The organism is Bacillus sp. PPSBB_11 (assembly GCF_038023285.1).
GTDB classification, from domain to species: domain Bacteria; phylum Bacillota; class Bacilli; order Bacillales; family Bacillaceae; genus Bacillus; species Bacillus altitudinis.
In genome coordinates this window covers 1765881-1778247 of sequence record NZ_CP150633.1, presented here as the reverse complement: position 1 = coordinate 1778247, position 12367 = coordinate 1765881, and the positions used below count along the sequence as shown (strand labels likewise).

Below are 12367 nucleotides of genomic sequence, written 5' to 3'. Positions count from 1 at the left end.
CCATTTTCAGTACCGTCTGTCGCACCTTGTTTGTCCCATTCATGGTGATGAGGGTCCAGTGGAATCTCCGCTGGCCATGGCAATTCATCCTTTTGATGTAACCGTTGAAGCAATGACCAGAACTGCTGCTCAAATTCTTCAATTGGGCTTTCCTTTAAATCCTGCGGAGTTTCAAAAAAGCAGATAAATGAAGCGTATTGACCAGTTTGTTTAGCGCAGCCTTGATATTCTTTTAGCAGCTCTGCTAACTCATTCACTGCCCCGTCTTCCCGCAGATCACCGACAAATCCATAGCGTAAATGATCGAGAAAAAATCCTTGTCTGCCTGGTACACACGGAAATGTATCTGCCTCATCCCCTACCATCTCTCCAAACTGTGTGAAGGCATCCTGCTTCCATTCTTCGAGTGATCGTAGATTTTGATCAAGGCAACTTTTTGCATACAGCTGAGCCATTTTCTTCCACCTCGTTTTAGCGTCTTCTCCATAGCCTATGAGGAGGAAAAAGCTGTGGTGACTGTCCTTCAACGACTTTCACTGGACATTCACAAGGTGATTGATTTGCCGGATGAGGCAGGAATTCACTTCCATTTATCTAATCATGTATGAGTATGCTTCTGCATATCATCATTTAGCCGCCTCTATCTAATAGAGTTGGTCATTATAAAAGAAATGGGTGAATGACATGCGTCTTCTTTTTCTCCATCCGATGTATCTGATCTTATTTACACTACCAGTGATGGCTTTCCTTTGGGGATTTGTTGGTTATCTGCTATATAAACGGATATGGCCTGTCCTCATATTAACGTCCGTGATCTCGATGATTTTCATCTTCGCTTATACTGGATTTGACCTTAGCAATCTATACTGGGTCCTTCTGATGACGGCTCTTGCTTTTGTATCAAGCGGACTCTCGAAGGTCATACACGTTCATTTTCAAGAGAAAAAACGGGAAAAGCCTTTATGATTGTTTCTTCTTTAAAAAGACGGAATCAAGCAGCCAATAAACGAAGGCCGCACAAAAGCTAAATAGATAGACTTTATAGCTAATGAAGACGACAACACCATAATCAATCCATAAAGCAAGCGCCGTACAAACCACCCACGCCCCGATAAAATAAACCAATAAATCACGGCGTCGAAACTTCTCAGGATGACGGTGTAAAACCATTTGGATAGGTGTAGCAAATAGGACATAAGCGATCAAAATGAAAAGACTGGTGACCTCCACATAACTGAATCTGGATTCAGGTGGGTCAAACAACATGGTATAAACAAATGTCGCTGTGATCACAGACAACATCAGCATACACACATAGTTGAATGCTGGCAGGAACATACGCATGGCAAAAACTCCTTCAATTTTATGTATCTTCCATCATTATTGAAGAGTGTCTTATTTCTGTCAAATAAGAAAAAGGGCTAAAATGATTTAGATTTTAGCCCTTTTTCTTATCAACCATTCTATCCAATGAGCGCCATGATCCCTTGATATCCAAAATAGGCACCGAAGCCAAGTAAAGAGAGACCTGCCAGAACGGATAAGCCGTGCAAAATTCGTTCATTTAAATACCGTCTAAACGTACTGGCGAGTAGCGCCATACAGAAATCCCATAAGAGCATGCCGATAAAAATAGCCATGCTGTACATCAGCATTTGAGATGCTCCATACTTTTCAATCGTATTGGCCAAAATACTTCCATAAATTCCAAGCCAAAATAAAATACTAAGCGGATTGGAAAGAGAAATAAAAAATCCCGTCATGAACGAATGCCCGATCGATGTGTTTCCTCCATCCTTCTTTGGGCTTTCCTGCAAATTGATTTTACGAAGGCTTTCAATACCGGTATAGGTCAGAACGAAAAAGCCGAACAGCCACAAAAAGGTTTTCACAAGAGGTGCAGTCAAAAGCTGGGCGACACCAAAATAGATGAGGAGCATATAGACAATATCCGCAGCCATAGCCCCCACACCAAAAATCCAAGCGTGCCAAAATCCACTTTTAATCCCTCTGTCGATTTGGGCTGCATTGACTGGCCCAACAGGCGCTGAAAGTGACAACCCTAAAAAGATATAACCAAAAAACACCGCCACATAGACGTCCTCCTTTTGATGCTGACTTGTACATGTTATTCACGCTTTCGTTGTTTTAGTACAAGTCCTTCGTCACCTTTTCTGAAGATAAGCTATACAAAAGGAGGAGCCACCAGATCAGCTGCTTATCGATCGGCTTTCATCGCCGGCGGCTGTGTGGGTATGGTTTCTTTTTTCTGAGATCGATTCATTTGAATGGCAGCCGCAAAAAGGAGAACAGCTAAAAAGGCGAAAACAAAGACGGCGCTTGCCGCACCTGCCCACTCAAGGCTAAACCCAATCAAAAAGGACAAACAAGCTCCACCTAAACTAGCGGCGGCAATAAAATAACTCGTGGCCTCGTCGATGGCATTTTCAATCATTAATGCAGAAGCCGTCAAGGCAATGGGGAACATGCCAGCTGCGCACAGACCGATGAAAAAGATCAGAATTAGCTGCGCAGCGATGTGGGTGGCTAGAGCAAATACGGCGAGCAGCACAATCATCAGCGCTGCGCTTAACTTTAAAAAACGCAGCGGATGCAGCTGATCGGCTTTTCTCGCAATGACAGTTCTGCCAATGACGATCGCTGTCCAAAAAGTAGAGACCGCAAAAAGACCCCAGTTGTCTCCCCCTTTTTCTAGCATGATCGACGGTAAAAAGTTCGCAAAGTTCGTTTCAATTCCTGCGTAGAAAAACGCAAAACAGATCATCAGCACCACAATCATTCGATTCCCTCGATCAAACAGCAAAGATGGTTTCTTCATGTCTTGAGAAGGAGCTGCCATCTGTCCTTGAGGGAGTTTATTCATAAAAGTAAGCCACAGCATAAGGAAAAAAGTCAGTGCACCGACTTGAAATAAAAACACATAATGCCACGTTTCCTCTGTCACAGTCAACAGAATCAATAGAGGAAATAATAATGCACCTAATCCAAAAAAGACCTCCATGATGCTGATTCGCTTTGCACTGTTTGCCATTGAAATGACATACGCCCCGGCCGTCGTCTCAAGACTGCCTGCACCGCTCCCAAGGAAAAAACCTGCCACCACAAGAATCGTCCAGCCCGGCACTAAAAGGCCAAGAAGAAGCGCTCCGATCATCAGCAGCAATCCCATCGTCAGAACAGTGCCGTAGCCTTTTTTCCTCACAAGAATGGGCGACAAAAGAACGCCTGTCAAAAAGCCAATAAACTGAAAGAAGATTAAAGAAGATAATTCCCCAGGACCCTTATCATAACTAGACAGCAAATAAGGCGTTAAACTGCCAAAAAACACATGAATGGTCCCAATAAAAAAATAAAAGATACAGCCAAAATAAAACACCTTTTTCATCTTTTCACTTCCTCTAAAAAGGAGCGGAGTTATGATATCCTCCGCTCCACCTCTTCATTAATATGCACGGGCAGAGACGACAGCCTCTTCCCTCTCGAAGCATGTATTCAGCGCAGCCTGCGCGCGATAACCATCTTCAAAATCAGCTACCTTCATATGAGATGGATATGAGTTTGTATTTACCCAATGCATCAGCTGATCACGGAATGTATCAGACCATCCATAAAATTCATTCGGCGGATCTGTCAGCAATGTTTGCGGCATTTGATGACGCTCTACACACAAACCATCACTGATCTCATATTCGTTTTTCATGTTTGTATGGTATTTAAAAACCTTGTCATGCCCCACCACTTCTACACTAAATCCACATTCCTCGGGCTGCGTACTTTTGGACGTCACCAAATGAAAGAACACTTGATTCTCCATTTGTCCAAAAATTTCGGTATGGTCATCAACCTGTACCTTTTTCTCTTCTTTTTCCTTTACATGTGTCAGCATCTTCGTATTAAGGGATTCTTTTTTCATTTCACTGCCAAATAAGTACCACAGCATATCAATCAAATGAATCCCTAAATCTCCTAATGCACCACTTGTACGCAGACTTTCGCCGCTGTCTCTCCACGAAAATGTCTTTCTTCTAAGGGCACTATTTTTCTTAAAATGTGTCCGTACTGTCAAAACGCGTCCTAATTCACCATTGGCGATCAAGTTCTTCAAAATATTCACAAAGGATAAATAGCGATAGTTAAAGCCCATACTGGCTTGAACCTGGAACTGTTTGGCTGTCTCCACCATTTCCTTCGCTTCTTTTAACGATACAGCCATCGGTTTTTCGCATAAAATCGGCTGTCCCGCTCTAAGTGCCTGAAGGGCATGGTCCTTGTGACAGAAGTTAGGGGAAGCAATGATCAATCCATCTGATGCATCCGCTAGTGTTTCGATACTGGCATACACCCGTCCGCCGTACTGTTTAATAAATCCTTGTGCGACGGATTCGTGCAAGTCATAGACCCCAGATAATTCTGCACCTTTGATCGTTGATAATGCTCTAGCATGTGCTTTTGCAATATTCCCTGCTCCAACAATTCCAATTTTCTTCATGAATGTGCCTCCTCATGTTTATACATCACTGTTTTCAATGTTTCATAGATTCCTTTTGCATACCCATGATGACAAATTTGATGATGGTGCCGTTTGGCTTCGGCTGTTGCATTTTGGACAAGAAAGCCGTGCGTGACGGATTGAAGCATCCGCAGATCATTCCCACTATCACCAAAAGCAAAACCCTTATCTTTTGACAGGTTATATTGATTCAGCATAAACCGAACGATTTCATCCTTACCTGTTCCCACTGGTAAAAAATCAACGTCATAGCAATCCGCAGGGTCACCCGCAAGCGGGTTGCATTTGTTGATGTTCACCGCCACACCCCGCTCCTTCGCAAGTGTTTGGATGAACGATAGATGATGGAGATCTGTTCGTTCATCCTGCTCCTGATAATAGAAATTCTTTTTATACCCAGAGCTGCCTAGCTGCGTTTGCGGCCTAAGGGTGATCCCCTTTTCACGTACGGCTTGCAGAATATCTTCAATTTTTTCGTCCGAAAAGCCCTGTGCATCAAGCCGTTTCATCCATTCTGCATCCGGCTGTCCAAATTTCCCATCTGATGTATACACGATTTCAGTTCCTAAATTCGACGCAATAAAATGCGGGAATTGATAGAAACCACCTTTCTCCATTTTGCTCGTAACAGAATCGAGGCTGCTTCCCGTCACCCAGCCCAGCATGAGCTGTACGGCTTCGCTCTTTTCTGCCACAAAAGCTTCCAGCCGTTTTACATCCTCTCTCTGCTCCTCGGTCATTCCGTGAGAATAATAGGTCTCATCGAAATCACAGAAGACGATCCACTGCGGATGTTGCGGTTGATGCACAAGCTTTTTATTGAATGGAAGATTTGATAACATGATGGACCCCCTCGATGACTTTCTCCTGATCTTGCAGCGGCATTCCTGGGTAAAGCGGCAAGTGGAGTAATTGCTGTACGGCTTTTTCCGTATGTGGTAGTTCCGTTTGTCTATACTTTTGAGAAACAAGATTCGTTTGATGCTGATGCGATAAGATTGGGTAATAGACGTCTGTTTCTATGCCCATTTCCAGTAATTTCTCTGCCAGCTCATCTCGGCTTCCCTTCACCACTCTGATCGGGAATAGATGCCATACATGATCGTCTGTCAGCTTCGGAAGCTTTATATAGCCTTCATCTTCCAGCGTTTTCAGCTGATCTATGTATCTCTTTGCCAAGTAAAAACGTTTAAAGTTTTGTAAACCTAAATATTTCATTCGTTCTAGCCCGATTGCGGCCTGTAAGTTATCAATCTTAGAATTAAAGCCATAGTCACTGCGCTTCACGTTTTTCTTTCCTGGTTCAAAACCGTGATAGCTGATTTCCATGCATTTTTCTGCTAGGGCTTCATCATTTGTTGCGATGGCTCCTGCCTTCCCGCAAACTCCAAGGTTTTTGTAAGGATTAAAGCTGAGAACAAGTCCATCCCCAAATGCCCCAAGCCCGCTGCTGCCAATCGCCTGACAGCCATCCTCAATGATCGATAGACCATGCCGTTTCGCAATCGTCGAAATGGCCTTCATATCCGCTTGCTTTCCATACAAATGAACCGGGAGAATACATACTGTCTTATCTGTGATATGCTTTTCTATTTCATTCGCCGCTAGGCAGTAGGTGTCTGGATCAATATCGGCATAGACTGGAACCGCACCAATCGCAAGCACTGCATTTTCTGTTGCAGCAAAGCTGTTAGCAGGTAGGATGACCTCATCTCCAGGATGGACGCCTGCTGATATTAAACTGATCATCAAGGCATCTGTTCCACTTGATGTGGCAATGACATATTTTTTCCCTAAGTACGCTGCGAGCGTCTTTTCAAACTTTGGAATATAAGGGCCTGATGTAAAACGGCCTGAACTTAATACTTCTTTCAGCACCTGCATAATATCATCGATCTCATCCTCCGAAATCAGTTTATCGACCGGCAGGAACGGTATCTTTTTTTCCTTATTTTGTTTATAATGGAAGAGAATTTTTTCCAAACCCGTACGCGCAATATCTTGCTCAAGGAACGCAGCAAGCTTATCATTCGCTAGATTCTTTTCAACTGAATCAGCCTTTACTTGAACACCTTGATTGATCATATCCAGCAACGGTAGATAATCCTTGCTTTTACCTGATATCTTCGTCAATATTTGCATTCCATTCCCTCCAATTAATCAATTCCATTTGTTAATATTTAACTTGTTTCACATTGTAAATGATGTTATCGATTTCAGAACAATAACTTTGTGTAAAGGATTTGTTAATATGTGTACAATTTATGAAATTGCCAAACGCTGCGGGGTTTCAACGACCACTGTTTCTCGGGTGCTGAACAACCATCCATATGTATCAGAAGAAAAGCGCCAGCACATTTTACAGGTGATGAAGGAAATGGAGTATACACCAAGCTCAGCAGCCCGCACCCTTCGGTCACATCAGACAAAAACCATTGCTGTGTCTGTTCCAGCTGTGGACCATCCTTTTTTTGCACAATTGATTAAAGGCATTTCAAAGGAAGCACTGGATCAAGGGTATAAAGCCATCGTGCTCCAAACGTTTTATCAAGAATCAGTAGAACTTGAAGGGCTTCAATTATTAAAAAGAAAAGAAGTAGATGGTGTCATATTGGGGGCGTTAGAAAATAAGTGGGAAACAATCGAGCCATTTTTATCAAACGGCCCGATCGTCATGGCAAATGAGTATCATCAAACAGCAGACATTCCGATTATCGGATATGATGAGCGGGAAGCTGCTTATAAAGCGGTTGACTACTTGATTCAATCAGGGCGTACATCCATTGGATTTTGCTTTGATACAGAAAGCAGTGAAGCGCAAAAACAAAGAAAGCAAGGCTATCTTGATGCGCTTTCTGATCACGGTTTGCCGCTTAAAGAAGATTGGCTGTTCGGCGAGGCTTTTACCATTGAGGACGGCTTTCGTTTAATGGACTTAATCCACAGGATGCCGGATGCGCCGGATGCGATTTTCACCGGCAATGATCAAGTGGCAGCAGGCCTCATTAAACAAGCCATTTCATATGGATATGACATTCCTAAAGATTTAGCGGTGATCGGTTATGACAATCAAGACATTTGCGAGGTGACAGCTCCAACGATCACGACCATCGACATCCCTATCGTCGAGCTTGGCCAGCAGTCTGTCAAACAAATGATTCAGCTGTTGCAAGATCAAAAACCATTACAACGTGAACATATTCAGCTACCTACTCGGCTTGTCACACGAGAATCTACATAAAAAAAAGACTGAGAAATCTCTCAGTCTCAGCGTGTAGACAAACCCTCGCATTCTTTGTCAGTCCTGCGCTCTGGTGCTCACGAATGCCGAATTCGCTCCGCTCCAGTGCTCGTCCTTCCTAGACTGAAAAGGTTTTCTTTCACGCTGAAAAGAAGACAAAGGGCTAAAAAAAGTACATTTTAGCCCTTTGTTAACAATCTGAAGACTGAGAAATCTCTCAGTCTTTCATTTTTCAATCAATCGATCAACCTATATAAATTGAGCAAGAATGAATGTCCATATACATACGATGCCGAGCAAAATGAAGCTGTACTTCACTGTTTTTTGGAAGAGCTCAGATTCTTTACCTGTTTCTCCAACAGCTGCTGTTGCAATAGCGATAGATTGTGGAGAAATTAATTTCGCCATTACACCACCGGTCGTATTTGCCCCGATTAACAAACCTGCCTGAGAGCCGATTTGAGAAGCGGTGACTGCTTGAAGGTTACCAAATAAGGCATTGTTACTCACAACAGATCCCGTAATAAACACGCCGATCCAGCCAAGCACTGGGCTGACAAGCGGGAATAAATCGCCTGTTTTAGCAAGTGCTAGTCCGATAGCAGAACTTAGGCCTGCAAAGTTCGCCAAGTTGGCAAAGCCCATGACAAAACAAATCGTAAGAACAGGGACCCAAAGCTCTTTGACCGCTGCATTTAAGCAGGCAGCCCCTTCTTTTAATGTAATATGTCTGCTGAACAACCCTGTCAGCATCACCGCAATTAGAATGGCGGTACCTGTTGCACTAATAACATCAATTTTAAAGATCGCATCAATCGGTGTTTCTGTTTGGGCAATTGGTGGTAATTTCACAATTTGCTGATGCAGAAACGGCATTTTCACTAAAATGGTTGTCCAATTAAGCGGGCCTCCCTCAGCAAACAATGCTTTAAATGCAGGCAGACTCCATACTGTAATGACAGCCGTTAAGATATAAAACGGAGACCAAGCCTTCAGCACCTCAACTCCGCTAAACGTTTGTTTTTGTTCAATGGCCGGCGCGCCTTCTTCACGGTAAATGTGTTTTGGCTGCCATTTTCGAAGAAATAGTGCCAGAATTCCCATACTCGCTAAAGCTGAAATAATATTGGCAAGCTCAGGACCCATGGTGACCATTGTAACAGCCTGCAGAATCGCGTAGCTTCCACTCACAACAAGCAAGGCTGGAAGCGTTTCTTTGATCCCTTTAAAGCCGTCTACAATGAGAATCAGCAGAAACGGGATACAGAAAGAAATAAACGGAATGGTGTACACAAGGGTTTGAGACAGCTCAAGCGGCGTCATATTTCCCATTTGCGCCCCTGTAATAACCGGGATACCTACTGCACCAAAAGCGCCAGACGCAGCATTTGCAATCAAGCAGAGCATGGCGGCTTTTAGTGGTTTAAACCCAAGCTCTGTTAAAAGAGCGGCACTAATCGCAATCGGTACACCGAATCCAGCGGCTCCCTCTAAAAATGCGTTAAAACTAAAACCAATTAATAAGAGCTGTAACCGTTGATCTTGAGAAATTCCTGCAATACTAGAACGAATGACATCAAACTTTCCAGACTTCACAGCAATTTTATAGAGCCATACGGCCATGATGACGATATATCCAATCGGCCACAGCCCATTAGATACACCGAGCACCACAGCAGATAATGCTTTTTCAATTGGCATATGAAAGAAGAAAACAGCTGTTACAAAACTGACGATCAAGGTAAAACAAGCGGCTAATACCCCTTTTAACTTAAATACAGTTAATGCTAGTAGGAAAAACAAGATTGGAAGCATGGCCACCAATGCACTGACGAACTCATTACCAAACGGATCATATATTTGCTGCCACATAGTGATTCATCCTTTTCTGCTCAGATAGGTTGCCTTTGATTGATTAAAAATGAGGAGCTAAAATCTCTTTTAACACATTCACACTATGTGCGAATTTTTCTTTTTCTGTGTCGTTCAGTGCGAGCTCCATCACTTCTGTTGCACCATTTCGGTTCACGAGGGCAGGTACACCAATGTAGACATCTTCTGCTCCGTATTCTCCATCTAAATAAGTGCTGACAGTCAAAATGCTGTTTTCATTGTGCAAAATGGCTCTAGTAATACGAGCTAAACTCATCGCTACGCCGTAATAAGTGGCGCCTTTTTTCTCAATGATTTGGTAAGCGGCATGACGGACATTCTCCATGATGTCGTCTAAATCTTCTTGTTTGTATTGGTCATTTCTCTTCATTAGTTCTGTGATCGGTACACTTCCGATATTCGCATGGCTCCAAACAGCAAGCTCTGTATCCCCATGCTCTCCAATGATGTACGCATGCACATTGTGCGCCGCTGCTTCAAAGTACTCACTAAGCATGTATCTGAATCTTGCCGTATCAAGCGTTGTTCCACTGCCAATCACTCGTTCTTTTGGTAGTCCGCTGAATTTCCAAGTCGCATATGTCAAAATATCAACTGGGTTCGTAGCAACTAAGAAAATACCATCGAATCCGCTTTTCATCACATTGTCTACAATGCCTTTAAATATATTTAAATTTTTCTCAACAAGATCAAGTCTCGTTTCACCTGGCTTTTGGTTTGCACCAGCGCAGATACATACAATGTCAGCATCCTGACAATCCTCATAATCTCCATACCAAGTATTCACAGGATGCGGGGCGAATGCTTTCCCGTGGTTTAAATCCATGACGTCACCCATTGCTTTATCTTGATTCAAATCGATGACTACCAATTCATCTGTGATTGCTTGATTTATTAATGTAAAGGCATAACTGCTGCCGACAAAACCTGCTCCAATAAGTGCTACTTTGTTTACTTTTTCGTTTGTCATTTATCTCATCCTCCTGAGTAAAACTAGGTTGTTTTTCTTATGTGAAGTATTTCACATTCTTATTGTGCAACACTTCACAAACTTTTGCAAGGGGATTGCTCAAAAAAATAATGTAGCCATTTTGTGAACACTCATATTGTGGTTTTAAACCGCTGTCCCCATACATGTTCTCATAAGAAAAAAGCCACCAAACACTCTTTGGTGGCTTCTCTCTTATTTAATAAGGTCCCCAATTAATCATGACACCGATACAAATAAAGACAAGGCCGATGACGAACCAAATGAGCGCAAGAGGCACCATAAAACGCAGCCATTTCACGTAAGGAATCCCACTTGCAGCCAAGACAGCCATCAACACACCTGAAGTCGGATTCACGCAGTTGACCACCCCTTCACCGAGCATCACTGCTTCTACCGCTACTTGTCTCGTGATACCCATTAAATCAGCAAGCGGCGCAAGAATCGGTATAAAGACAACCGCTTCCCCTGATCCTGATGAAATCAAAAAGTGAAGGAGCGCACTGGCGATATACATGCCGATCGCACCAGCGATTGGACTAAACCCTGTCAGCATACTCGCAAGCCCATTCACCACAGTATCAAGCAGCTTGCCGTTTTCCAAAATGACTGAAATGCAGCGTGCCATGCCGACAATGAGTGCGCCGTATACAAGGCTTTGACAGCCGACAATAAACGTTTTTGCAATATCATTGGCAGCTAATCCGCCAAGCAGGCCAGCAGCAATGGCCATGAAAATAAACACACCAGCCATTTCCTTATCGGTCCAGCCAAGCTGAAGCGCACCATACAAAAAACCCCCAAGCGACAAACCACACACCGCTAAAATCAGCTTATGTCTGCCGGTGAATTCAGGCTTGTCCACAGATTCCGCATCAGCTCCTCCAAGCCCTTTAGCAGGAAACCACTCGTCACCAAGCAGGCTCCCCTTTTCTTTATTTTTCAGGCGTTTTGTATATAAATAGATGTACACAATACTAGATAGAAGAAAACAAAGATAAATGATGACACGCAGACCAATACCAGAAAAAATCGGCAGTTCTGCAATCGTTTGTGATAAACCTAATGGAGATGGAGACAAAATGGTTGCGTTAAAACCTGCATAACAGCCGATGTAAATAACCGCCGCTCCCGCCACTGCATCCCACTTTAAAGAACGTGCCACAATAATCCCAATAGGAATAAAGCCAATGACCGAGTTCACCACAATTCCGGTCGTCCCAAGTACAGAAAACAATCCGCCAACAATACAAATAAACAATAGCTGTTTCGTTTGGAACCGGCTGATGACATTGTGAATCATCCCGTTAATGGCACCTGTCTTTTCCAAAATCGCAATGGTTCCGCCAGTAAAAAGAATCAGAAAAATAATAGAGGATGAACCAACCATCCCTTCTTGAATCGCTGTAAAAAAACCAACCGGACTAACTGGTGATTGATCAATACGGTGATAACTGCCAGGAACAGCTGTTGTGATCTCTCCTGACGTTTTCCGATCAAATTCACCGGCTGGTACAAAATACGTTGCGATCGTACAAATTAAAGCAATCATAAATAAGAGTACATACGCATCCGGCATCTGAAGTTTTCTTTTTTGTTTCTCAGGTGCTGATACTGTCGCTGTTTTCATCTGTCAAAACCCCTTTGTCCCGATCGGAATTTCACTTAATTTTCTGAATAATCAAATGATGTGTTATATTATAAACACTGATGA

At 43.1% G+C, this 12367-nt stretch carries 12 protein-coding genes; 2 read left to right on the top strand and 10 right to left on the bottom strand.

Features of this window, described 5'->3' with window-relative positions:
* A partial coding sequence (locus tag V7L95_RS08895) for a YqcI/YcgG family protein (protein WP_340968902.1) occupies positions 1-455 on the bottom strand: 455 nt, incomplete at its 3' end.
* A gap of 229 nt (positions 456-684) precedes the next feature.
* Between V7L95_RS08895 and V7L95_RS08890 the strand changes: the two genes are divergently transcribed.
* Positions 685-966, top strand: coding sequence for a DUF2651 family protein (locus tag V7L95_RS08890; RefSeq protein ID WP_116307374.1), 282 nt, complete (start codon positions 685-687; stop codon positions 964-966).
* Here the strand turns inward: V7L95_RS08890 and V7L95_RS08885 are convergent.
* The 6 genes from V7L95_RS08885 to V7L95_RS08860 all read right to left on the bottom strand — a co-directional run bounded on the left by V7L95_RS08885 (position 961) and on the right by V7L95_RS08860 (position 6673).
* Positions 961-1344, bottom strand: a complete 384-nt coding sequence (locus tag V7L95_RS08885; RefSeq protein WP_017358575.1) for a UPF0715 family protein — start codon at positions 1342-1344, stop codon at positions 961-963. The genes V7L95_RS08890 and V7L95_RS08885 overlap by 6 nt on opposite strands.
* 119 nt (positions 1345-1463) lie before the next feature.
* On the bottom strand, positions 1464-2093 hold the full coding sequence (locus V7L95_RS08880; protein WP_017358576.1) for a LysE family translocator: 630 nt from the start codon (positions 2091-2093) through the stop codon (positions 1464-1466).
* A 125-nt stretch (positions 2094-2218) separates the two neighbouring features.
* Positions 2219-3406: an MFS transporter gene (locus V7L95_RS08875; protein WP_072367517.1), complete on the bottom strand. Its 1188-nt coding sequence runs from the start codon at positions 3404-3406 to the stop codon at positions 2219-2221.
* Between the two features lie 57 nt (positions 3407-3463).
* Positions 3464-4510 carry a Gfo/Idh/MocA family oxidoreductase gene (locus V7L95_RS08870; RefSeq protein WP_007498302.1) on the bottom strand — a complete coding sequence of 349 codons (1047 nt, stop codon included), beginning with the start codon at positions 4508-4510 and terminating at the stop codon, positions 3464-3466.
* Positions 4507-5373, bottom strand: coding sequence for an HAD-IIB family hydrolase (locus V7L95_RS08865; protein WP_340968900.1), 867 nt, complete (start codon positions 5371-5373; stop codon positions 4507-4509). The genes V7L95_RS08870 and V7L95_RS08865 overlap by 4 nt, the downstream gene beginning before the upstream one ends.
* Positions 5348-6673, bottom strand: a complete 1326-nt coding sequence (locus V7L95_RS08860) for a DegT/DnrJ/EryC1/StrS family aminotransferase (protein WP_072367518.1) — start codon at positions 6671-6673, stop codon at positions 5348-5350. Before V7L95_RS08860 ends, V7L95_RS08865 begins: the two co-directional genes overlap by 26 nt.
* 109 nt (positions 6674-6782) lie before the next feature.
* Here V7L95_RS08860 and V7L95_RS08855 point away from each other — a divergent pair, with 109 nt between their 5' ends.
* Positions 6783-7772 carry a LacI family DNA-binding transcriptional regulator gene (locus tag V7L95_RS08855; RefSeq protein ID WP_046342561.1) on the top strand — a complete coding sequence of 330 codons (990 nt, stop codon included), beginning with the start codon at positions 6783-6785 and terminating at the stop codon, positions 7770-7772.
* Between the two features lie 249 nt (positions 7773-8021).
* On the opposite strand, the gene V7L95_RS08850 is transcribed toward V7L95_RS08855, so the two are convergent.
* The 3 genes from V7L95_RS08850 to V7L95_RS08840 form a co-directional block, all read right to left on the bottom strand.
* Positions 8022-9644 (bottom strand): L-lactate permease, encoded by a 1623-nt coding sequence (locus tag V7L95_RS08850; protein WP_072367519.1) that lies wholly within the window; start codon positions 9642-9644, stop codon positions 8022-8024.
* A 43-nt stretch (positions 9645-9687) separates the two neighbouring features.
* Positions 9688-10635 carry an L-lactate dehydrogenase gene (locus tag V7L95_RS08845; RefSeq protein WP_007498309.1) on the bottom strand — a complete coding sequence of 316 codons (948 nt, stop codon included), beginning with the start codon at positions 10633-10635 and terminating at the stop codon, positions 9688-9690.
* 217 nt (positions 10636-10852) lie between these two features.
* Positions 10853-12283 (bottom strand): YfcC family protein, encoded by a 1431-nt coding sequence (locus V7L95_RS08840; RefSeq protein ID WP_007498311.1) that lies wholly within the window; start codon positions 12281-12283, stop codon positions 10853-10855.
* Positions 12284-12367 lie beyond the last annotated feature (84 nt).

Excerpts from the sequence above, each read along its gene's own strand:
- V7L95_RS08845 (WP_007498309.1), bottom strand. The coding sequence starts at position 10,635 with ATGACAAACGAAAAAGTAAACAAAGTAGCACTTATTGGAGCAGGTTTT.
- V7L95_RS08885 (WP_017358575.1), bottom strand. The coding sequence starts at position 1,344 with ATGCGTATGTTCCTGCCAGCATTCAACTATGTGTGTATGCTGATGTTG.
- V7L95_RS08850 (WP_072367519.1), bottom strand. The coding sequence starts at position 9,644 with ATGTGGCAGCAAATATATGATCCGTTTGGTAATGAGTTCGTCAGTGCA.
- V7L95_RS08870 (WP_007498302.1), bottom strand. The coding sequence starts at position 4,510 with ATGAAGAAAATTGGAATTGTTGGAGCAGGGAATATTGCAAAAGCACAT.
- V7L95_RS08860 (WP_072367518.1), bottom strand. The coding sequence starts at position 6,673 with ATGCAAATATTGACGAAGATATCAGGTAAAAGCAAGGATTATCTACCG.
- V7L95_RS08875 (WP_072367517.1), bottom strand. The coding sequence starts at position 3,406 with ATGAAAAAGGTGTTTTATTTTGGCTGTATCTTTTATTTTTTTATTGGG.
- V7L95_RS08855 (WP_046342561.1), top strand. The coding sequence starts at position 6,783 with ATGTGTACAATTTATGAAATTGCCAAACGCTGCGGGGTTTCAACGACC.
- V7L95_RS08840 (WP_007498311.1), bottom strand. The coding sequence starts at position 12,283 with ATGAAAACAGCGACAGTATCAGCACCTGAGAAACAAAAAAGAAAACTT.
- V7L95_RS08865 (WP_340968900.1), bottom strand. The coding sequence starts at position 5,373 with ATGTTATCAAATCTTCCATTCAATAAAAAGCTTGTGCATCAACCGCAA.
- V7L95_RS08890 (WP_116307374.1), top strand. The coding sequence starts at position 685 with ATGCGTCTTCTTTTTCTCCATCCGATGTATCTGATCTTATTTACACTA.